This window comes from Coleofasciculus sp. FACHB-1120, from assembly GCF_014698845.1.
GTDB lineage: Bacteria > Cyanobacteriota > Cyanobacteriia > Cyanobacteriales > FACHB-T130 > FACHB-T130.
The window spans coordinates 1-22,127 of sequence record NZ_JACJTV010000030.1; the positions used below are offsets into that span (position 1 = coordinate 1).

General features: G+C 49.4%; 20 protein-coding genes and 1 pseudogene. 9 read left to right on the forward strand and 12 right to left on the reverse strand.

Going from position 1 to position 22,127, the window contains the following annotated elements:
* The 3 genes and pseudogenes from H6H02_RS21100 to H6H02_RS21110 form a co-directional block, all read right to left on the reverse strand.
* Nucleotides 1-87: pseudogene (locus H6H02_RS21100) on the reverse strand (IS630 family transposase); the annotation flags it as partial.
* 145 nt (nt 88-232) lie between these two features.
* Nucleotides 233-3,415, reverse strand: a complete 3,183-nt coding sequence (locus H6H02_RS21105) for an efflux RND transporter permease subunit (protein WP_190821418.1) — start codon at nt 3,413-3,415, stop codon at nt 233-235.
* A gap of 78 nt (nt 3,416-3,493) precedes the next feature.
* The gene (locus H6H02_RS21110; protein WP_190821420.1) at nt 3,494-4,840 is read right to left on the reverse strand and encodes an efflux RND transporter periplasmic adaptor subunit; all 1,347 of its coding nucleotides are present in this window, start codon (nt 4,838-4,840) and stop codon (nt 3,494-3,496) included.
* Nucleotides 4,841-5,026: 186 nt separating this feature from the next.
* On the opposite strand from H6H02_RS21110, the gene H6H02_RS21115 reads away from it, so the two are divergent.
* Nucleotides 5,027-6,034 carry a zinc-dependent alcohol dehydrogenase family protein gene (locus H6H02_RS21115; RefSeq protein WP_190821422.1) on the forward strand — a complete coding sequence of 336 codons (1,008 nt, stop codon included), beginning with the start codon at nt 5,027-5,029 and terminating at the stop codon, nt 6,032-6,034.
* A gap of 13 nt (nt 6,035-6,047) precedes the next feature.
* On the opposite strand, the gene H6H02_RS21120 is transcribed toward H6H02_RS21115, so the two are convergent.
* The 3 genes from H6H02_RS21120 to lgt form a co-directional block, all read right to left on the reverse strand.
* Nucleotides 6,048-6,659: a hypothetical protein gene (locus H6H02_RS21120; protein ID WP_190821424.1), complete on the reverse strand. Its 612-nt coding sequence runs from the start codon at nt 6,657-6,659 to the stop codon at nt 6,048-6,050.
* Nucleotides 6,660-6,814: 155 nt separating this feature from the next.
* Nucleotides 6,815-7,666 (reverse strand): precorrin-4 C(11)-methyltransferase, encoded by an 852-nt coding sequence (cobM, locus tag H6H02_RS21125; RefSeq protein ID WP_242040809.1) that lies wholly within the window; start codon nt 7,664-7,666, stop codon nt 6,815-6,817.
* Between the two features lie 387 nt (nt 7,667-8,053).
* A complete protein-coding gene (gene lgt / locus H6H02_RS21130) occupies nt 8,054-8,941 on the reverse strand; it encodes a prolipoprotein diacylglyceryl transferase (protein ID WP_190821426.1) in 888 nt (295 codons plus the stop codon).
* 446 nt (nt 8,942-9,387) lie between these two features.
* On the opposite strand from lgt, the gene rlmN reads away from it, so the two are divergent.
* A complete protein-coding gene (gene rlmN, locus H6H02_RS21135) occupies nt 9,388-10,518 on the forward strand; it encodes a 23S rRNA (adenine(2503)-C(2))-methyltransferase RlmN (RefSeq protein WP_190821428.1) in 1,131 nt (376 codons plus the stop codon).
* A gap of 42 nt (nt 10,519-10,560) precedes the next feature.
* Here the strand turns inward: rlmN and H6H02_RS21140 are convergent, their stop codons facing one another.
* On the reverse strand, nt 10,561-10,743 hold the full coding sequence (locus H6H02_RS21140; protein ID WP_190821493.1) for a replication restart DNA helicase PriA: 183 nt from the start codon (nt 10,741-10,743) through the stop codon (nt 10,561-10,563).
* A 695-nt stretch (nt 10,744-11,438) separates the two neighbouring features.
* Nucleotides 11,439-13,775, reverse strand: coding sequence for a glycoside hydrolase family 31 protein (locus H6H02_RS21145; protein WP_190821495.1), 2,337 nt, complete (start codon nt 13,773-13,775; stop codon nt 11,439-11,441).
* Nucleotides 13,776-14,138: 363 nt separating this feature from the next.
* On the opposite strand from H6H02_RS21145, the gene H6H02_RS21150 reads away from it, so the two are divergent.
* The 5 genes from H6H02_RS21150 to H6H02_RS21170 all read left to right on the forward strand — a co-directional run bounded on the left by H6H02_RS21150 (nt 14,139) and on the right by H6H02_RS21170 (nt 17,498).
* Nucleotides 14,139-14,975 (forward strand): dienelactone hydrolase family protein, encoded by an 837-nt coding sequence (locus H6H02_RS21150; protein ID WP_190821497.1) that lies wholly within the window; start codon nt 14,139-14,141, stop codon nt 14,973-14,975.
* Between the two features lie 331 nt (nt 14,976-15,306).
* Complete coding sequence (locus tag H6H02_RS21155) at nt 15,307-15,789, forward strand: flavin reductase family protein (protein ID WP_190821430.1); 483 nt, start codon at nt 15,307-15,309, stop codon at nt 15,787-15,789.
* Nucleotides 15,790-15,905: 116 nt separating this feature from the next.
* Entirely contained in the window at nt 15,906-16,259 is a 354-nt protein-coding gene (locus H6H02_RS21160; protein WP_190435216.1) for a phenylpyruvate tautomerase MIF-related protein, read from the forward strand.
* Between the two features lie 492 nt (nt 16,260-16,751).
* A complete protein-coding gene (locus H6H02_RS21165; protein ID WP_190821432.1) occupies nt 16,752-17,018 on the forward strand; it encodes a hypothetical protein in 267 nt (88 codons plus the stop codon).
* Between the two features lie 135 nt (nt 17,019-17,153).
* The gene (locus H6H02_RS21170; protein ID WP_190821434.1) at nt 17,154-17,498 is read left to right on the forward strand and encodes a hypothetical protein; all 345 of its coding nucleotides are present in this window, start codon (nt 17,154-17,156) and stop codon (nt 17,496-17,498) included.
* Between the two features lie 215 nt (nt 17,499-17,713).
* On the opposite strand, the gene H6H02_RS21175 is transcribed toward H6H02_RS21170, so the two are convergent.
* From H6H02_RS21175 to H6H02_RS21185, 3 genes are all read right to left on the reverse strand, one after another.
* Nucleotides 17,714-18,934: a pentapeptide repeat-containing protein gene (locus H6H02_RS21175; protein ID WP_190821436.1), complete on the reverse strand. Its 1,221-nt coding sequence runs from the start codon at nt 18,932-18,934 to the stop codon at nt 17,714-17,716.
* 4 nt (nt 18,935-18,938) lie between these two features.
* Nucleotides 18,939-19,895 (reverse strand): type II secretion system F family protein, encoded by a 957-nt coding sequence (locus H6H02_RS21180; RefSeq protein ID WP_190821438.1) that lies wholly within the window; start codon nt 19,893-19,895, stop codon nt 18,939-18,941.
* Nucleotides 19,896-19,970: 75 nt separating this feature from the next.
* Complete coding sequence (locus H6H02_RS21185; protein ID WP_190821440.1) at nt 19,971-20,111, reverse strand: hypothetical protein; 141 nt, start codon at nt 20,109-20,111, stop codon at nt 19,971-19,973.
* Between the two features lie 69 nt (nt 20,112-20,180).
* Between H6H02_RS21185 and coaD the strand changes: the two genes are divergently transcribed.
* Both coaD and H6H02_RS21195 read left to right on the forward strand, forming a co-directional pair.
* On the forward strand, nt 20,181-20,732 hold the full coding sequence (coaD, locus tag H6H02_RS21190; RefSeq protein ID WP_190821442.1) for a pantetheine-phosphate adenylyltransferase: 552 nt from the start codon (nt 20,181-20,183) through the stop codon (nt 20,730-20,732).
* On the forward strand, nt 20,642-21,352 hold the full coding sequence (locus H6H02_RS21195) for an ATP synthase F0 subunit B (protein WP_242040810.1): 711 nt from the start codon (nt 20,642-20,644) through the stop codon (nt 21,350-21,352). The genes coaD and H6H02_RS21195 overlap by 91 nt, the downstream gene beginning before the upstream one ends.
* 197 nt (nt 21,353-21,549) lie before the next feature.
* On the opposite strand, the gene cysC is transcribed toward H6H02_RS21195, so the two are convergent.
* Nucleotides 21,550-22,083: an adenylyl-sulfate kinase gene (gene cysC / locus H6H02_RS21200; RefSeq protein ID WP_190821444.1), complete on the reverse strand. Its 534-nt coding sequence runs from the start codon at nt 22,081-22,083 to the stop codon at nt 21,550-21,552.
* Nucleotides 22,084-22,127: the final 44 nt, after the last annotated feature.

Sequence of the window (22,127 nt, forward strand, 5' to 3'; positions counted from 1 at the left end):
CTCGCTCACTTCACTCTTGTTGAGTCCATCTAACTCGATTGCTTGGATGACCTTCCGGCGTAAGTCATAACTGTAAGCTTTTGCCATCACAGAGTTTCCAGTCACTTCTATCACCACTCTACGTCCTAACTGAACTGGCGACAGCTATAGTTTTCACAAGCGCGATCGCTTCTATAAAATAAAACCCCGTGGGTATCAACCTACGGGGTTTTAGTAGTGAAACGCGCTCTAACTACTTCTTACCGATTGGAAATTTATCTTGTTCTGGGTTGGGAGTGGGGGGAAGCGATCTCTTTCCCTGTGAATTCGTCCGACGCACCCCGCCATTTTTGTGCCCCCGTTTTCTGCCAAATCCGCGCTTCGGCAGTTGCACAAGCCAGCGCTGCAAGTTGTCCACGTAGGTGAATAGCACCGGCACCACCACCAGCGTGAGCAGCGTGGAAGTCGTGAAGCCGCCCATCAGCGCAATTCCCATCGGAGCGCGGACTTCAGCCCCGGCACCAATTCCCAAGGCGAGGGGAATGGTTCCCGCAATCGTAGCTAGAGATGTCATCAAAATCGGTCGCAGACGATCCATCCCAGCGGCGATTAGCGCCTGATATTGCGACTTGCCTTCCTCCTGGTTAATCAAGGTATAGTCCACCAGCAGGATGGAGTTTTTCGTCACAATCCCCATCAGCAAGACAATCCCAATTAGCGCATATAACCCCAACGCTTCTTGGGCAATCATTAAGCCCAACAGTGCGCCGCCTAAAGACAAAGGCAACGCCACCATGATTGTCAGGGGATGGAGGAAATTGTTGTACAGCAGCACCAGGATGGCATAGATACACATAATTGCCAGTCCGATAGCCGAACCAAAGCGACCGAAAATCTCCTGCATAATCTCGGCATCCCCAGCCGATTCCTGCGTGACTCCGGCGGGAAGATTTCTGAGAGCAGGTAGCTGCTGCACCGCTTGCACCGCATCTCCCAGAGCAACGCCCTGCAAGTTCGCTTGCACCGACACCTGACGAGCGCGATTAAACCGATCGATTTGTGCCGGACCGCTGCCAAAGCGGATATCTGCCACCGACACTAACGGAACAAGATTCCCATTTTGACTGGGCACCTGAAGATTTTTGAGCGTGTCGATATCCTGCCGAGCATCAGGATCGATCTGCACTCGAATCGGAATTTGCCGATCGGGGAGGTTAAACTTAGCCAGATTTGCTTCATTGTCGCCGATAGTGGCAAGGGATGCGGTACGCGCGATCGCTTGCACCGTCACTCCCAAATCCGCCGCTCGTGCCGCATCGGGAATAATCAGAATTTCTGGTTTCACCAAACTGGCAGTAGAGGTTGCTTCCACTAAACCGGGCACGCTTCTCATCTGCTTTTCCAGAGCATCCGCTGCCAAGTTCAAAGCTTCCGGATTTTCACTTTTGAGGACAATTGATAAATCCTTGCCCGCTCCTCCAGCTCCCTGGCTTTGGAAACTAATCCGCGCCCCCGGCACTTGAGGGAACTCTTGGCGCATTTGATTCTCAAATTTCTTCTGAGGGATATCCTCTCGTTGTTCCTTCGGTTTCAAATTGACAAAAAGATTGGCAGTATTGACTTCTGTCGTTGCCAAGACACTCTCAACGGCGGGGCTTTGCTGAATTAACCGAGTTGTCTGCTGTACAACTTTTTTAGTATCTTCCAGCGTCGAACCGGGAGGGAGTTGCACGGCAACTTCCGAGAACCCAATGTCACCGTTATCAAATAATCCCTTGGGAATAAACGGGACTAGCGCCAAACTGCCTAGGAAAAATGCCAGAGCGATCGCCATCGTGGTCAGGCGATGCCTTAAAGCCCATTTCAGCACAAAGCGATAGGGTTGAAATCGATTTTTTTTCCGGCTGTTAGCGCCGTTCCCGTTTCCATTTCCGGATGCGTGATTGGCGGGTGAAGTCTTCTTCGGTTTGAGCAAATAAGCACCCATCATCGGCGTAACCGTCCGCGCCACCAGAGTAGAGAAGATAGTCGAGACCGCAACCGTCACCCCAAACGGCTGGAAAAACTGCCCCGGAATTCCACCCATAAACGCAACTGGCAAAAACACCGCGATAATCGTCGCCGCGCTCGCCAGCACTGCCAAACCCACCTCCGCAGAAGAATCTAAAGCCGCTTGGAAGGGCGTTTTGCCCATATCCATGTGGCGATCCATATTCTCAATTTCTACAACGGCATCATCCACCAAGTTCCCCACCGCGAGCGCCAATGCCAGCAAAGTCATGTTGTTGAGGGTGTAACCCAGTAAATATTGCACGGCAAAGGTGGGCAGCATGGACAACGGCAGTGCCACGGCAGTAATCAACGTGGCACGCCAGTTCCGCAAAAAGATCATAATCGTCAGCACTGCCAGCCCGGAGGCTTGGATCAAGTCATCAATCGTGCCTTCATAGGATTCGCGGATAAAGTCAGCGCGAGTAAAGATGAGTTTTAGCTGGACATCCGTCCCTAGGGTTTTTTGCAGTTCTTCTACTTTCTGGCGTACCCCTTCTTCCACCGTCACCAGCGTGCTACCAGTGCTACGCAAGACAGAAAAAGACACGACGGGTTGATTATTCAGTAGTGCCGCCTGCCGGGGGTCGGCAGAAGCATCGCGGATCTCTCCCAGACTAGACAAGGGCACCGAACCCCCGTTGGGAAGGATAATCTCATAGTTTTGCAATGCCTGGACATTTGGCGCACTGCCTAAGGTGCGAATGCTTTGTTCGCTCCCGCCTAACTCCGCTCGTCCGCCGGGTAAGTTGACGTTGAGGGCGCGGATTTGGTCGTTGACTTGAGTGGCTGTAATTCCCAGAGCTTGCAGACGATCGGGATCGAGATTGACGCGAATCTCGCGGTCAACACCGCCAACCCGCTTGATTTGAGCGACTCCCTCTACCGACAACAGGGCGCGACTAATCGTTTCGTCAACTAGATTACTTAATTCCTCTACCGATTTTTGCTTAGAAATGACGGCGTAGTTCATAATCGGCCCCCCGGAGAACTCCAGCCGTTGCACGATCGGTTCGTTGATGTCTGCGGGTAAACTTTGGCGAATTTGGGCGACGGCATTGCGGACATCATTCGTCGCGCGATCGCTATCTGTCCCCAATACAAAATTAACGACGGTGGTAGAGACGCCGTCGTTAACTGTTGAATTTAATTGGTCTATATTTCCCAGACCCGCCACAGCATCTTCAATCGGTTTCGTCACCTGAGATTCCAGTTCCGCTGGTCCCGCCCCCGCCTGGGTGACGGTAATCGAAACCGTTGGTAGATCGATATTTGGGTTGATATCAATGCCCAAACCTGTAAAAGAAAACCAACCTACCACGGTCAAAATCAAAAATAAGACCAGGGTGGGAACGGGTTTGCGAATTGACCAGCCGGAAATGTTCATAAAAGGCGAATTAAAAGATTAAAAGATTGCTGATTGCTCGTGGCTAATCGCTGATTATCTTTCGCGATTAGCCATTGGCTATTGACTATCGACAACTCGAACTTTGTCGCCTTCTTTGAGATACCCGGCACCGGCAACGACGACGCGATCGCCTGGTTTTAACCCGCTCTTAATCTCCCTTGTGTCCCCGCTCGCCACTTCTCCTAGTTCTACCTTCCGAGCTTGAACCGTGTCTTCACCCGATAGCAGGAATACAATTGCACTACCATCCGGCTGAGGGAGTATCGCCTTGGCAGGCACCGTTACCCCAGTTGTCGTAGTAGTCGTAATTGCGGCACGGGCAAACATCCCCGGTCGTAAAGACAAGCTTTCCCCGCGCGAAGGCTGGGGCAGGTCAATCGTGACGGTTGCTTCCCGCCTTTGTGCGTTCACGAGGGGCGCGATTTCTCTGACTCGCCCCTGCAAGCGAATGCGGCTATCGTTATCCGAGGTGATCGTGGCGGGTGCCCCAATTTTTACTTGCGGCAGTTGGATAGCAGGAAGTTGTGCCTCCAGTTCCAGTTGTCCGTTGCGGATGATCGAAAAGAGCGGTTTACTGCCAGAAGTGACATCCCCAATCCGGGCTATTTGCTGAATTTCATCATCTACTTTTGGTCTGGTAACAATGCCGCTAGCCGGAGCGCGAACCTGCGTTTGCCCTAGCTGAGTTTGCAGTTGTTGCAGATTTGCCGCACTGCTCCTGACCTCGGCTTCGGCACTATTGATATTCGCTTGGGCAAGGCGAACCTCTTCTCTCGCGGTTGCGGCAGTGGTGGCGCGAGCATCTAGCTCTTGACGACTAATCGCCCCAGCCTGAGCTAGTTGCTGATAACGCTGGAGATTCCGTTGGGCTTCTGCAAGGGTGGCGCGGCTTTGCGCTAAGGCAGCTTGTCTTTGCCGGACAGCGGCTTGGCTTGATTCTAGCTGTGCCTTCCCCCGATCGAGTTGCGCTTGTAGGACGGAATTATCCAGAACTGCCATTACCTGTCCGGCTTCCACCGTTTGTCCCTCGTCCACCAAAACTCTCTGGATTTGTAAGCCGGTTGTCTGGGACAAAACGGGGATAAGTTCGCGGGCTTCTACTGTGCCGCTGGTTGTCAGCGTGCGGGCGACCACGGCGGATTGGGCGACAGTTGCGGTGACACTTTGGCTGGGTGGTGCTGCCTGTTGCGTGGCATCTGGCTTCTTCGCAGTCTTAGGCTGTGAAAGCAGTTTCATTCCGCCTGCGGTGAGGGCGATGCCTATCCCTACGCCAAGCGCCACACCCTTCCAACCAGACAGACCTCTTTTTTTGCGGCTCCGCTTCCAGCCGTCGTCAGAGGATTCTTCGTCACCGTCCCAGTCATCTAATTCATCAACTTCTATCTTTTTTGGGGCTTCGTCCATCACCGCGCTCCCTCCACGCTTTCACCTTACTGGCGGCAACCTTTTGCAAAGAAATGTTGCAAGGGCTACTTTTACTATGATGCAAAATTTCCGGAAAAAGATGCGATCGCTATGTGACGCTAAAAACCCATACTTGCGGTAGAGTTCTGAATAAAAGACCCTTGGCTTAGCAACAAGCACGACCTGATGAAAGCAGTTTTGATGACAGCATCTGGCGCACCGGAAGTCTTGCAACTTCAGGAAGTCCCAAACCCGACGATTGAACAAGACACAGAAATCCTAGTCCGTCTCCGGGCGGCGGGAATTAACCCAATTGACACTAAATTGCGGCAGCGGGGCACCTTCTATCCAGACCAAATGCCCGCTATTTTAGGCTGTGATGGCGCGGGGGTCGTGGAAGCAATCGGTTCTGGCGTCCAGCGGTTTAAGGTTGGCAATGAAGTGTATTTCTGTGCAGGTGGACTGGGGACAAAGCTGGGAAACTATGCTCAAATGGCGGTTGTCGATGAGCGATTTGTCGCCAAGAAACCCGCCTCTATAAGCTTTGCAGAAGCCGCCGCTGCCCCTCTAGTTCTGATTACTGCTTGGGAAGCCCTATTTGAACGGGGGCGACTGGAACCCAAGGAACGGGTGCTGATTCACGCGGGTGCTGGCGGTGTCGGTCACGTCGCCATTCAACTGGCGAAGCTGAAAGGTGCGGAAGTTTGTACCACGGTGAGTTCTCAGGACAAGGCTGATTTTGTCCGCGAATTGGGTGCCGATGAGGTAATTTTTTATCAGCAAACTGACTTTGTACAGGCGGTTCTAGATTGGACGGGAGGAGAGGGAGTAGACTTAGCCTTTGATACGGTAGGCGGGGAAACCTTCTATAAAACGTTCCCCGCCGTGCGGGTTTATAGCGATCTGGTGACGATTTTGGAGCCAGACCCCGCTTACTCTAATTGGAAGATTGCGCGATCGCGCAATCTCCGGATTAGCTTTGAATTGATGCTAACGCCTGCATTGCAAGGACTCCTGGAAGCTCAACAGCATCACGCAGAAATTTTAGAACAGTGTGCAACCTGGATTGATGAAGGTTCGCTGAAAATTCACCTGGCTAAAACTTTTCCCTTAGAAGCCGCCGCCGCTGCCCACCAACTGTTGGAAGCCGGATCGATTACAGGTAAAATCGCCTTGGTAATCGAGGGTGAATAAAACTAACCAGCGATCAACCCTCGTTGCGTGGCTTCATTAGCTGCAAAAGTGCTGTCAAAGCCTTGTCTTCCGAGGCATTGACCCGGCGATCGAGCAAGGCAATGCTGACCGCTTTGGGAAGCGCGATCGCTGCAATGTCTGGATCGAGTCCTTCCAGCAATTGCTCAAGCGACTGAGGCACTTTCAATGCCGATCTGACACCAAGCAGCATGGGTTCTTCTAAACCGAGTGCCTGAAGCTGACGAGACCAAACCTCCCAGCTAATCCTGACTTCCGGTTCCGCCGCCTGAATCAAATAAGCCAGCAACCGCTGTAGCTTACTTTGTTGCTGGGGTGTTAGCTGAGGCTGGGAATGTTCTTCTGGGTTGGTATCAACAGTTTCTTGGTTAAGGTTGCTGACAATTTGCTGCCAGTCTTGTTTGTCGCACCCTTCGGGTTGGTCTACCGTCAGCGAAATGCTAATTTTTTGGTCTGAACCGGCGTTGAGCTGAGTGACTTGGGCACGTACACCGAGAAAGCCCAGCCACTGGGCAATCGTCCCAATCAGTGTGGAACGAGTTGCCTGACAGCTAGCGAGTAACCGGATTTGAGTGCGAACCATTGGGCGCACGATTTGCGAAAGCATAGTTTACAAAATTGCCTCGATTGTTATCTGCTTATTAACGCTTCATCTGCATTGGGTGCTGTTACCAATAAGACTTTTTGCACCCGGAAACTTCTCCCCCACAGGTATAGGTTTTTGACGATTTCGGAGCGTTAGATATTCAAAACCTACCCTTGTCAAGCGGGATCGGGGGAGAGGTTTGTTGATTTCTGGCGAAACAGATGAGTATGTTCAGGATCGTACAGACGCGAACGACGTTTCGCTGTCCCCAATGACTCTGGCGTATTTTCCACAGTCCCCAGCGCGGGGCTAATCACATAAAGCGTCGTCCGAATCAAATTTTCCTGCTGCGTCACAGTTGCCATTTGATCCAAAGGAACCAAGAAGATTTTCTCATCAGGCCAACCGACTCGAAAGCAAATCGCCACGGGTGTATCGGCGGGGTAGTGCTGCATCAGTTTCGCTTGCGCGTCTTCGACGTGACGCGCCGCCAGGTAAAGGCATAAACTTGCCTGATGCGCTGCTAGGGAGGCTAATTCTTCCCGTTCCGGCACCGCTGAGGCGCGTCCGCTAATCCGGGTGAGGATAATCGTCTGCACCAGTCCTGGCACCGTTAGCTCAACTTTGAGCTTGGCGGCGGCTGCCTGGAAGGCACTGATACCGGGGACAATTTCAAAAGGAATCTCAGCCTCTGCCAAGGCTTGCATTTGCTCAAAGACAGCACCGTAGAGACTGGGGTCGCCAGAGTGGAGGCGGATCACAGATTTATGCGATCGCACTCGTTCAATCATCACTGGCAGAATTTCTTCGAGGGTTTTATTCCCGGTGCGAATAATCTCTGCATCCGCACGCACCCCCTGCAAAATTTGCACTGGCACCAGAGAATCGGCAAATAAGATTACATCCGCAACCGCGAGTAGTTTCTGTGCCTTAACCGTCAATAAATCTGGATCTCCCGGCCCAGCACCGACAATATAAACGGCGGGTGCCAAAGGAGACAATGATTCGTCAGTAAATTTAGTCGCCAATTCAGACAAACCTCTTCTAGAGTGTGTAACTTATCAGTCATCTGTTGCTCATTCTGCAATTTTGCCAGGATTGCAGATTGCTTCTGGTTCCCGTACAGCGGTGGCTATCTATGCCTACCGAGTCAAAAAAATTAAATTGATTACGGACACTTTCCGGATTCGTTCCACTTCCCCGGTAATTAAGGAATGGTAGATGCACCCTGGTTTTGCTCTAGAGTTTGACTCTAGAGCATTTTTTTTTGGGATTTTTTTGGGAATAATTTCTCCTGAAACCTGGCTTTTTCTACCAATTCACTTGATTAACGCGACACTTCAATTCTCAAAGCCTGATTAGAAAGACGGTTGAGGAATCTGAGGTGTAATCTCGCCCCCGTGAAATGGGAGGATTCATCGTTGGGTCTTCTCGCTGGTAGCATTGTCATTACTAGAAGCTGACACGACATCTGGCAGAGAACGACGCAACAAATAAACCCAAGCCAGACCCGCCAATCCCAGCGCCATTCCGACCAAACTGATCGCTTGTGCCATTCGCAATGAACCCAGCATCAAGCTATCAGTGCGTAATCCCTCAATCCAAACGCGACCAGCGCTATAAGCCACCAGGTAAACCAGAAACAGCGTGCCTGCCTTGAGGCGTGGCTTTTCCTTCAAATCCCGAAAAAACAAGGTCATTAGCAACCCAAACACCATTAAATCCCAAAGAGATTCATAGAGAAAGGTGGGATGGAAGTAGGCAAAATTCTGATAATCGGGCGGACGGTTCTCGAAAGGAATAAACAGTTTCCAAGGCAAGTTCGTGGGTGCCCCGAAAGCTTCAGAATTGAAGAAATTGCCCCAACGTCCGATGGCTTGACCCAAAATTAAAGAAGGTGCGACTAAGTCAGCCAGTTGCCAGAAAGAGATTTTTTGGATTCGGGCAAAAATCAAAGCTGCCAAAGTGCCACCGATGATCGCCCCATGAATCGCAATGCCTCCTTTCCAGATGGCAATGATGTCACCCGGTCTTTGGGCGTATTCTTGCCACTCAAATAAAACATAGTAGAGTCGGGCACTGGGAATCGCTGCCACAACTAGCCAGAGAGCCAAGTCGCTCGGTATATCTGGGTTGATGTGACGCCGGGAAGCCAGATATCGGGAAAGGCTGACGCCAATTAATACGGCTGAGGCAATTAACAGACCGTACCAGCGAATGGTAAACGGTCCCAGCTCAATGAGGATTGGGCCTGGAGAGGTAAATTCAAATGCCAAAGGCAGAGTGGGAATATCAAGAAGCATCGGCTTTGATTGAGTTCCAGCGTAGCCCGGACAAGACTCGCTGCTAGCACTTCATAGTTTATCGAATGCTTGATTCAAGTCTTGCATAGCAGCAGCTAAATCGCGATCGCTCACACGCCTCTAGCCAATTCTCAGTCTCCTTAAAACTTGAAAAATCAGAAACCCCTTTCAAGGAGCAATCAAGATTAAGTTCAAGCGCAACTGTTTGTCCTGTTGTTTACGACAAAACCAGTCGCTCATAGCACGGACTGGGGTTATCGATTAACTATCAAATTGTTGTAGATAAGCATGGCGGACAGATGAAGTGTCTATTGCAAGCTGGGGAACTCAAGTTGTGGAAGGCGCATTTCAAGTTGATATTCCGATTGGGAAAACCTATAAAGTGAACTCCGGCGTCGATTGAGAGGTTCTAGGATAGAGATCCTAGCGAAAACTTTTGATTATTTATGTCTGCTACGCCCGTCTCTAAGGTTCAGTCTTCTAAAGGAAGTCAGCATCAAAATCAGTCTGATGAAACTGCTCCCGTTGCTCAAGAGCAGCGGGTAACGAATAAAAACCCAGCCAGAACGATTCCTCCCCTTTTAGGGGCAAATTTAGCTGAATTAACCCAATGGGTGCTTTCTCAAGGACAACCGGCTTACCGAGGACAGCAACTGCATCAGTGGATTTATGAAAAAGGAGCGCGATCGCTTTCTGACATTACTGTATTTTCTAAGCAGTGGCGCGACCAAGTAGCAGATGTCCCGATTGGACGCTCTACGATACATCATCGTTCTGTCGCTCCAGATGACACGGTGAAGTATCTGCTGCGGTTGGCAGATGGTCAAATTATCGAAACAGTCGGCATTCCCACAGAAAAGCGCCTCACGGTGTGCGTTTCTTCCCAGGTGGGTTGTCCGATGGCTTGCGACTTCTGCGCTACGGGGAAGGGCGGTTTTACCCGCAATCTCGCACGCCATGAAATCGTCGATCAGGTGTTAACGGTTCAGGAAGACTTCAAGCGACGAGTCAGCCATATTGTATTTATGGGGATGGGCGAACCTTTACTGAATACGGTAAATGTTCTGGGAGCGCTAGAGATACTAAATAAAGATGTAGGAATTGGACAGCGTTCGATGACTCTCTCCACTGTGGGAGTACGCGATCGCATCCTCGATTTAGCGAAACATCACTTGCAAATCACCCTCGCAGTTAGCCTCCACGCACCCAATCAGGCACTTCGGGAAAAACTTATCCCCACGGCTCAGCGATATTCTCTAGAAGATTTGTTAGCAGAATGTCGCGAATATGTTCAATTAACAGGTCGCAGATTGACGTTTGAATACGTTCTGCTTGCGGGTGTGAACGATCTCCCTCAACACGCTAATGAACTTGCATCTCGCCTGCGGGGATTCCAAACTCACGTCAATTTAATTCCCTACAATCCTATCCACGATGCTGACTATCAGCGTCCGGATTCTACTCGGATTCAAGCTTTTGTGGCAGCTCTGAAAAAACAGCATATTGCTGTTAGTGTTCGCTACTCTCGTGGTTTAGAAGCCAATGCTGCCTGCGGACAACTTCGAGCTTCTAAATAATCTGTAAAAGCAATTCTTTGAGGATTGCTTTTACAATTGCTTTTACAGACGACTTGCATCCAGACCGGGTGCGTATGCTTCGATTACTCTCCCGGTTCGAGAACAAGTCACCATTAAGTAGTCACAAGTGCGGCATTGTGTCCGCGTTAGCTGACTGCTAGAAATGTAATGCCGTTCACCTAGGCTGCCACAGTTAGGGCACCGAATTGCTTGGACGAGCTGCATTGTTAAAGTTTTCATGTCAATCAGTTTTTTAAAACAAGAGAATTGCTAGATTTGACACCGATACTATCCGGTGAAAGTGTAGCTAAAGTAACAATTTAGCTTAACGCAATCAGGAAAAAATCAATTTACCTTTCTAGACTATTATGGCAACCTTTTTGATAATTATCCATAATCAATTGGATGATTATAATGAATCATTCTTTGGGAATATGGGGCTATCTAGCTTTGATCCCCATTGTGAACTTATGCAAATCAGGGATGTTCGCACAGGGGCTTAACATCATTTGGATATTTCTGATATGCTGATTGTGTAAAGTTTGGTAGCTCTATAACAAAGGTTTATAGAAGTTATCAACACCTGCCCAAATCAAATTTACAGCTAAAATAAAATTCTCTAAGCAAATTTTATTTGGTCTTAATGTTTAACAATTTTTTTGGCATCGGTCTTTAGATATATTTCATTTTTCGCAAGATGGCTTGAGCGAGAAGCTGGGATCTGCGATCGCTCTGAGGGAAAGTAAAGAATGCCAAAAGAAGCGATTTGCCCTCAAGCGCAAATCACTGACCATTAAGGATTGAAATTAAACCTGGTTAATCACGCCTTCCATTAGAAGCACCTCACCCCGCCTCCGGCTCCCCTCTCCGTGAACGGAGAGGGGCTGGGGGTGAGGTTCTATCAAACGCAGGAACTAGGCTTAAAAAGTCAGTTGACGCGCCGTACTATCGTCAACGAAACGCTGTTCGCCAACACCCACTAGCTGCACAATGGTTTCGCGGTTGGGTGGCGTCCAATTGCCTTCACGGGCGGCAATTTCAACCCTCGTTTGTTGTCCTTGGGAATAAACGCGGTAGGTCGTGGTGGCAAAAGCACCCGTTTGATATTCAAATGTATGCCCATCATCTTCATAGAGCCTACACTCACCATGTCCAGGCCAGATGCGGAGGGTAAGTTCGTCAAGGGGACGCTCATCCGTGTATTGCATCACCGGCTGCATGGGGATAATCGCTCCCGCACGCACATATAGCGGCATTCGCTCTAACGGTGCATGAGCTAAGATATGCGTCGCGCCTTCGTAACGTTCTCCTGTCCACCAGTCGTACCAAGTGCCTTCCGGAAGATACAGTGCCCGATACTCTACTCCTGGTCGATAGATGGGTGCTGCCATGAGGGAAGAACCGAGCAATACTTGGTCGTAGAGTTTATAGGTTTTCGGGTCGTTGGAGAAATGATAGAGTAAGGGACGTAAAATCGGTGCGCCAGTGGTTGCCGCTTCCCAGAAAAGTGTGTAGATATAGGGCAATAGCTGGTAGCGGAGATTAATATATTCGCGGCAGATAGCTTCAACGCGATCGCCAAAAACCCAAGGTTCGTGTCTTGCCGTACTCATTGCCGAGTGACCGCGCATCAATGGGTAAAGCATTCCCACTTGCATCCACCGGGCAAATAACTCAGCCGTGGCATTGCCAGCAAAACCGCCAATATCTGAACCGACAAACGCCACACCCGATAGTCCCATATTGCAGAGCATCGGCAGCGACATCTCCAGATACTCCCACAGCGATTGATTATCGCCCATCCACACCGACGACCAACGCTGAATTCCGGCAAAACCGGAGCGGGTCAGTACAAACGAGCGCTCTGTAGGACGCAGTCGCTTCAGCCCTTCGCAAGCCGATTGAGCCATTGATTGCCCGTACAGGTTGTGAGTTTCGGTATGGGTGGTGCGTTCTTCTGGCGAACCTTGAGGCGCATCTAGGGGGAAGGATATTTTATTGCCCGGATCTCCAAACGGGCGATCGTCTATCGCCGGTTCGTTCATGTCGTTCCAGATACCCGCAACGCCGACTTCCGTCAGGCTTTTGTGCAAGTCGCCCCACCACTGGCGCACTTCCGGACGCAGGAAATCGGGAAATACCGCTTTATCGGGCCAAACGTAGCCGTGGAATAGTTCACCCTCTGCCTTACGGATAAAATAGTCATTTTCTATCCCTTGGTCGAAGACGTGGTAATCGGCTTCCGGCTCGTACTTGACGCCTGGATCGATAATTGTCACTGTCTTAAAGCCATCCTGCGCCAAGTCATTGACCAATTGGGCAGGGTCGGGGAACCGTTTGGGACTCCAGGTAAACACCCGATAGCCGTTCATGTAGTCGATATCGAGATGAATCACATCGCAAGGAATGCGACGGTTGCGGAATTCCTGGGCAAGTTCTCGCACCACCTCTTCAGATTCGTAACTCCAACGGCATTGGTGATAACCAAGCGACCATTTCGGCGGAAGTTGCATTCGACCTGTTAGCTGGGTGTAGGTGCTAAGAATTTGCGCCGGTTCGGGGCCGTAAATGATGTAATAATCCAGTTCATCGCCCCGCGTTTCCATCCGATAGACGCCCGGTTGTTCCGCACCGATGTCGAACTGGCTCCAAAAAGTGGTGTTGAAGAAGATACCGTAGGCGAGTTCTGGACGCAGCGCGATAAAAAATGGAATCGCCTGGTACATTTCATCGGTAAAGGAGCTGTAATCGAGGGCGTCAACTGTCCAGTTTGTTTGGACTTCGCTGAGTTTGTCGAGTAGCTTGGTGCGTTCGCCAAAACCGTAGAAATGTTCATCGGCTTCGATGCGCTTCCAGGCAGCGATCGCGCCCATGCGTCCAGCCATCCCCATCCCGGTATCTTGCGCGAAAGGTCGCCCAGTTTTATCAAAACACTCGATCCGGCACCCTTGGCGGTGGATGTACACCCGCATCTGCTCGGTTTCGATTTCTACCCCTGCGTCAGTTTCCCAAAGTTGGAAGGGTACGATTGACCATTCTGGATCGTCCAATGTGACTGCCCACGAACGACGCGGCATCAATTCACCATTAGGTGCCCAGCGGACTCGGACTAAGTTTGGTGCCAGGATGCTAATTGCAAGGCGCGAATTTTCACAATCGCCGTAGATTCCTCGATCGTGGCGTTCTATCGTTTTTAGCGTTCCAATTGTTGACCAAGATGTCCCTGTCGTGGGCAGTTTTCCAAAATATTGCGGCATCACCCCTCCCGGTAAACTGTGAATTTGAGTAGAAGCGATTGATAAATTGCTCCTACAGCGAGCGATCGCTAATGAGCAAAATGCTTTTACTCGCCTCGATCCAGCTTGTAACAGTTGATCGACTGCGGCTTCTTCCAGGGGGAAGGTTTTGCTTCGGTGAAGCTGGGGTGCGAGAAGTCCGTATAACCGGGGTGTCAGCATCCATTTAAGGAGGATGACTCTTTGGGAGATAGCAAGTGGATTCCCCACGATGACAGCGGATTTTATCTGAACTTTGTTAGCGTGGTTTCGGTGTTTAGCCATCAGTAGGGAGTGGTTATTCGCGCCCAACTGATGCACAATCTAGATTTTTGGAGAAAACTGCTGATGAAATTCACGCGCCGCGAATTTATCATGGCCTCTACGCTGGCGGCAGGGTTTGCCCTAGCAGTTCGCCCCATTTCTGCCCAAGTCATTACGACCGATAAGAAAGGCTTGGTGGCGGGTGAAGTGAAGATACCCGTAGAAGATGGAGCCATCCCCGCTTATCGAGCAATGCCTGCCAGGGGTAAGAATTTCCCCGTCGTGCTAGTGGTGCAGGAAATCTTTGGCGTTCACGAACATTTGCAAGATATCTGTCGCCGCTTTGCAAAACTGGGCTATTTAGCGATCGCGCCAGAACTCTATGCGCGTCAAGGCGATGTTTCCCAAATGAGCGATGTTCAAGAAATTATCACCAAAGTAGTTTCTAAAGTCCCCGATGCCCAAGTTATGTCAGATTTGGATGCAACGGTTGCTTGGGCAGCTAAGTCCAGTCGGGGAAACACCGATAAACTGGGAATTACAGGCTTTTGCTGGGGTGGGCGAATCGTTTGGCTGTATGCGGCGCACAATCCCACGCTCAATGCTGGAGTTGCTTGGTACGGACGCTTAGTCAGCGAGTCTTCGCCGCTTACTCCAAAACATCCTATTGACTTGGTTGATCAGCTGAAAGCGCCCGTACTGGGACTCTACGGCGGCAACGATACCGGCATTCCGAACGAAACCGTCGAGAAGATGCAAGAAGCGCTGAAAGCAGCAGACAAGCCTTCGGAAATTATCCTTTATCCGGACACGCCCCACGGTTTTTTTGCCGACTATCGCCCCAGCTACCGCGAAGAGGAAGCAGAAGACGGCTGGAAACGTCTACAAGCTTGGTTTAAGAAGTACGGGGTTGCTTAAGAAGCGATCGCTCATTCTGCGATTCGGTTGCTTTTAAGTCTACTTAAGCCCTGGCGATTGGAAATCGCGGCTATACAAACGAAGTCCGCCTTCGCGGACTAAGGAAAAATCATTCTTTAACCTGCGAAGGCAGGTTTTGTCTGTATAGCTGCGGTTTCAACCGCCGAGCCAATCTTCAGTTGGTACTGATGGGTAATATATTCCACCCATCCAAGAACCGCTAGAAAGCAAACCTACTTGTTTTCTGTGTCTGTGAACTATCTCCAGATTGATGTTTCTTTCCAAGACATTGATAAACTAAGCGATGTATCAGTAGCTGTTAGGTGAAACTTTGCTAGACGAACAAGCCAAAAAAACTATTCTGCGTAAGATTCCTCATGGACTCTACATCTGCGGTGTCAAAGATGGCGAAGAAGTTAACGGCTTCACAGCCAGCTGGGTGATGCAGGGATCGTTTCAGCCACCGCTGGTTGTGAATTGCGTTAAGCAGGATTCTAAATCCCACGCCATGATCAAAGCCAGTGGCGTTTTTGCGCTTAGTTTCCTGGATGAGGGACAGCAAGATTTGGCGCAAAAATTCTTCAAGCCGCAGCGCCGCGTCGGTAATAAATTTGAAGATGTGGAATTTTATCTAGGACAAGAAACCGGCTGTCCTATCATCTCCGACTCCCTCGGTTATGTGGAGTGTAAGGTTGTCGGTGCTGTAGAACACGGCGATCATACGGTTTATGTCGGGGAAGCGATCGCTGCTGGTGTCCACCGCGAGGGTAAACCGCTTTTACTCGAAAATACCCCTTGGCAATATGGTGGGTAATTGGTAATTGGTAATCGGTAATTGGTAATTGGTTAGTAGCAAAGGACTAATAACGAATGACTAATAACGATTACCCATTATTGAATGCCTTTTGAAAGGAATTAGAGTAAAAGATTATGCCGCTGATCAAAGTTCAAACTTCTGTTGATTCTCCCGATCGGGGTGCTGTCGAGGGATTGCTGAAAAGTCTTTCTGCTAAATTAGCGAAGCATACAGGCAAACCGGAATCTTATGTGATGACGGCTTTTGAGCCGAGTGTGGCGATGACATTTGGCGGAACTCTCGATCCCGTCTGCTACGTCGAAATTAAAAGTGTCGGTAGCATGAGTCCGTCGCAAACTAAGGCGATGAGCCAAGATTTTTGCCAGCAAATTAATGAGAAACTTGGTGTATCTACAAACCGGATTTACATTGAGTTTGCTGATGCGAAAGGTTCAATGTGGGGTTGGGATGGGTCAACATTTGGTTGATTAAATCCTACTTGATAACGCCCGCACCTAGAAGGCTGGGGCTACACAAATAAAGTCCGCTTGCGTGGGCTAAGAAATTGGAAATATTGGGGTTTGTAATTAGGTGCAGTACATTATGACCTCTCCCTAACCTTTCTTCTACAAGGAAAGGGGCTTTTCTGCCTGCCTTTTAGGGAAGGGGGTAGGAGGTTAGGTTTTGTATTTGATTCAAATGACAAGCTTTATAGAACCCATTGGAGATCTATTCCTGAAACTAAAAGCCTTGCAGCTAGCTGGTTTTATCCCGGTTCTTGCAAAAAACAGTCGAGTTTAAGCAGGCTCTATCATTGATCGCAAAGTAACAGCTTACTTCTTGCGCCTTGCACCCCAGAAAAAGATGTCAAATGGGTTCTAAGCCTCTCTATCCCTGCATTATCCTCTTGTGTATGCATGGTCAGCTTATCCCTGCCTTGTCCTCTTGTACATAAATACTTTAGACCCTCTTGTATAGGCATGGCAAAGCTTATCTCTGTACTACCCTCTTGTGCTGGGATGCTGTTTAGGCGATCGCTTCCTGACCCCTTGAAAATGACCTACAAGCATTTGACCTTGGTGTTCCTGCCTACCCCTTCCCGTGGCTCTCGTAGGTTGCTAGAACAGAATCCGGAAACTTCAAGAGCGTCTCCCCTCTATCAGGTTTCTGCGATGCGATCTCTTATAGCAGCAACGCTTCGCGATCGCTTTGAGCCTCTACTCATCCCTACTCAATCTTCCAAATAGGCGTTAAACCCGAAGTAACTTGGCTATATATTTGCAAGACCGATGCAGAAATACGTCCTGAGAGTTTTGCGATCGCCCATAGCGCTCTTGTAAAATCATTTTCAATTGTTGAGAATTCGCAAGAGAAAAAAGTTTATGGCAGATATGTCCGGTCAAGACCCCTCGGAAATCATCATGGCAACGGTTGATGAAGAACGAAAAGGCGTAACTTTCAGCGGTCAGGTCATCCTTGGTATACATCCTGAGGGTGGGCAAGTCGTTTTATTTAGCGACTTTTTAATTGAAGATTATAAAGGCGAACTTACCGCTTATCTGGCAACAGATGGCGATATAAAGAAAAGCATTGATTTAGGCGAACTCGATCATAAAAACCCCAGTTTTTGGCTGCCAATTCCGCCGGAAACGGATACCTCACCCTACAATACAGTCGTGTTGAGCGACAAAAAAAGCAAGAAAAAAATCCTGACGATCGATCTATAAAATTTGTAACTTAGCTCGTAGTTCAGCTAAATTCGATTGCCCTCTTGTATAGAACCCATTTGACATCTTTTGCTGGGGTGCAAGGCGCAAGAAGTAAGCCGTTACGTTGCGATCAATGATAGAGCCTGCTTAAACTCGACTGTTTTTTGCAAGAACCGGGATAAAACCAGCTAGCTGCAAGGCTTTTAGTTTCAGGAATATATCTCAAATGGGTTCTATATTGGGGCGATCGCATTCGTCTCTCCCCCAGCTTGCGTCCAATGTGCAGGTCTTTCCACATCGTCCGGCAAGACAGTTGCGCTATCTCCAAATGCTGTTTCAATTTGCTTGAGTTCTAGATTTTCGGCTTCGCTAAGGTTTGCGCCTTGTAGGTTAGCTCTAAAGAGGTTTGCCCCTTGCAGGTTAGCTCCAAAGAGGTTTGCCCCTTGCAGGTTAGCTCCAAAGAGATTTGCCCCTTGCAGGTTAGCTCTACAGAGGAATACCCCTTGCAGATTAGCTTCAAAGAGGTTTGCCCCTTGCAGATTAGCTTCAAAGAGGTTTGCCCCTTGCAGGTTAGCGTCTATGAGGTTTGCCTCTTGTAGGTTAGCTTGGCTGAGGTCTGCCTCTTGTAGGTTAGCTTGGCTGAGGTCTGGTCCTTGTAGGTTAGCTTGGCTGAGGTCTGCCTCTTGTAGGTTAGCTTCACTGAGGTATGCCCCTTGCAGGTTAGCGTCTCTGAGGTTTGCCCCTTGCAGGTTAGCGTCTCTGAGGTCTGCTCCATCAAGGTTGGTATATTGTAAATTTAGCCCTTGATATTCTGGGTCTTTATCTACGTCGCGCTGTCCGATAACTGTAAGTGCTGCTTGAATATCCGTAGGAATTTTTGGTAATTTTTCCTGCTGTATCTCTTCTTCCTTCAAAGGAGCATTCTCTCGAACAAAAGCAGTTAGCACTTCCATAATTGTCCAATGGTCTTTTTTGGAATCCTTCGCGATTCGTTCTAGAGCGTAAATTCCACCGAGACGGATAGAAATATTAGCAGAACCAAGAAGTTCAATAGCTTTAGTAAAGCGTTCTGTGATTTGCTTGTCTTGTGCTGCTTCTGCGTTTTTTAGGGCAGCCTTAGCGTTATCTAGAGCTGCATCAGCGCTTTTATTGGCAGCGATCGCACTATCATCCATCGCTTTAGCTCGCTTCGCTGCATAGAAAACGTTAAAGAGGATTGCGGCTCCTCCAAAAGTTGTTGCAACAATTTTTAAAGCTTCAACAACAGAGCTGATGCCCTGCCTTTTAAGCTCAATAAACTCCTTTGTAGTCAGGATTTTAGAAGAATTATTGAAGTGTTCAACGGGAACTACATCAAGTTGCCATAAACCCAGGAAAACTATCACTCCTATGGCAATAAATGTAAGGGACAGAATTATAAGCCAGTTTTTTAATCCCTCTGTTTCATCACGCATAAACTTATCCTGGCAGAGAGTTAATCAGCGAATTAATTGCTCGAATTGCGACTAAAAGCACTAAACCTCCAATTGCTAATAGACTCAAAGGACGCAAGATTCCCTCCAAGTGCCTCAAACGTTTCTCTAAGTCGCTTTCGTAATATTGCTCCAATTTTCGCAGCGCCGCATCTAGATTGCCGGTTTCTTCACCAGTGCGAATATATTGGATTGCAAGTGGCGGTAACTTGGTTTGCAGACTCTCGGTGAGGCTTCTACCGAGACGAATTTGCCGAGCAGCTTTTGCTACGTGGGTTGCCATCTGAGGATCGGGGATGCGATCGCGCAACAATTCCAGCGCGGCGAGAATTGGCACCCCACAACTTAAAGGCAAAGACAACTCGGTAAAGTAAAGGAGCGATCGCGCTTGCATGACTTTATCCAAACCGGGAAGTTGCGCCGCCAACCGCTGTAAACCGCGTCCGGGAAAGCGAGAATTCAGGATAGCTACCCCAACCAAAAGCACTGCTAATCCAAAACTGCACAGCCAGAAACCAGGATGGGTAAGCTTTTGAGGATTTCGCTTGAAAAGTGCGGCGGCAAGTACCAGCAGACTCCAAATCAGCGCGATCGCGGCGATTCCCACTGAACGATAGAGGCGTTCCCGTTTGACTTTCGCTTCCGCCGCCGTTGCCAATCTCTCAAAAGTCTCTGCTAGCGAGCCGCTGTATTCTGCTAACCGAATGAGGCTAATCGTCCAGCCATCAAAATATCGAGCGTCTAGTGTCAAAGCAGACGCCAAATCTTGCCCAGAATCCACCGCTGCACTGACTGTTTGCAGATAGCGCCCGAAGGGAGAATTGCGATCGCGCTCAACCAAATTTAAGCTTTGCTGTACTGAAATGCCAGAATTCAGCAAAGTGGCGAACTGCTGGAAAAATTGAGCCTTTTCCTGGGTTTTCAACTTAATGTGTAGATTCACTAATCGGATTTTAGCTTTTGCTGATTTTTAGAGAGAACCTCCTGAAAGTTAAGGAGTGGCTCTGGTTGGATTAATCTAGAGACTCTCTGCGATCGCAGCAGAGGGCGATTGCTGGCTCGTGTATGCCGCGAGAAGAGGCTGCTGACGCGATGAATCCTCTTTGGTTGCGATCGCTCTCGTGTAGTGGTCGGTGCTTCTCGCCAAAACCGGAGACATTTAACAATTCGTAGTTTTAGGGGTACTGTATGAGTACAATTTCCTTAAGCTAGCTCACACACCTCTTCCGTGATTGCAATCTATCCTGGCAGCTTCGATCCAATTACTCTGGGGCACCTCGACATCATTAAGCGCGGTTGTCGGCTTTTTGATGACGTGATTGTTGCGGTGCTGCGGAACCCCAACAAAACGCCTCTGTTTACAGTACAGGAGCGCATCGAGCAGATTCGTCTATCCACGCGATCGCTGCCGAATGTAGAAGTTGACAGCTTTGACGGTTTGACGGTCAACTATGCCAGAATCCGAGGAGCGGGCGTGCTGCTACGCGGTTTGCGGGTGCTTTCTGACTTTGAACATGAGCTACAGATGGCTCATACGAATAAAACTCTCGACGATCGGATTGAGACGGTTTTTCTAGCAACCTCTAACGAGTACAGTTTCTTAAGTAGTAGCTTAGTGAAAGAGATTGCCAGATTTGGCGGCTCTGTCGATCATCTTGTTCCCCAGCACGTCGCCTTAGATATCTACCGATGTTACGCCAAGAATCTTCCCGCCTCGAACCCGATAGTAATGGACGCTTCCCCGAAGGTGAATTACCCGACAGTGGATCGGGAAGTGTAGATATTCAGCGGGAACTCGACCGCATCGAAGAAATGATTATCGATAGTACGCGGATTCCCTTGACTAGCCTGCGCTTAGTCGATGAGAATCCGGTACTCGATCAGCTGGATTTGGTGCGGATCAATCTGCCACCGGCTTTTCAGGAAGCCGAAGAAATTGTTCGCCAGAAAGAAGAGATTCTCCTGCAAGCGGAGGATTATGCACAGCAGATTATTGAGACAGCAGAACGCCGAGCCGATCAGATATTGGATGAAATGGGCTTGATTCGGCAAGCCGAACGGGAAGCTCAAGCGATTCGGCAGGCGGTGCAGCAAGAGTGCGACGCTATCCAAGAACAAACAATCGCAGAACTGGAACGGATGCGCCTACAAGCACAACAAGAGCTAGAGCAGATGCGATCGCTTGCTCTCCAAGAATGCGAGGATATTCAAAACGGAGCGGATGACTACGCCGACCAAGTTCTCACGAATATTGAGCAGCAGCTCAACGATATGCTCAAGGTCATCCGCAACGGTCGGCAACAGTTACAAAATGACGCTCCGCCTCCACCGCCGTCGCGAACCCCTACAGTTAGAGAAGTAGAGGGAGAAAGAGGTAGAGGCGCAGATAAGAAGAAGTAGGTGTTGGGTGGGTGGTGCCCATCCACGATACTTTTGTGCTTTAGCTCTCAAACCTTCCTATTAGATTTGTGTAATTATCCATAATAAAAGAACCCCGCCCCCAGCCCCTCCCCGCAAGCGGAGAGGGGAGCCGGAGCCGGAGCCGGAGCCGCAGGTGAGGGCGGGGAGGGGTTCCGCTTAATTGCGGTTTATCCTTACTAGAGGTAGCCCAGTTCTTCCAGCTTTCTCAAAACTTTTTCTGTGCTTTCCTCTATCGTTTCTTGGTCTGTGTGGCATTCAATTTGAGGATGGAGGGGCGACTCATAAGGGTCATCAATCCCAGTGAAGTTTTTGATTTCCCCAGACCGCGCTTTCTTATACAATCCCTTCACATCCCGCTGTTCGCAAACCGCTAACGGTGCATTCACATAAACCTCGACAAAATCTCCAATACGCGATCGCACTTCTTCTCGAATTTCCCGGTAAGGCGAAATTGCCGAAATGAGTACGACGACCCCGTTGCGAGTCAGGAGATGAGCGACAAAACCAATGCGCCGGATATTCTCATCGCGGTCGTCTTTACTAAACCCCAAACCTTTGGTCAGATTTTGGCGCACCACGTCTCCGTCAAGGATTTCCACCTTGTGTCCGCGTTTGTGCAATACTTGCGCCACTTCCTTGCTAATGGTGGTCTTTCCCGCACCGCTTAAACCTGTAAACCACACGGTGACGCCACGATGCTCTCGATCCATTGTTCTTCGCTAAAACTTACGGTATTCTCATCCGACTTTAAGCG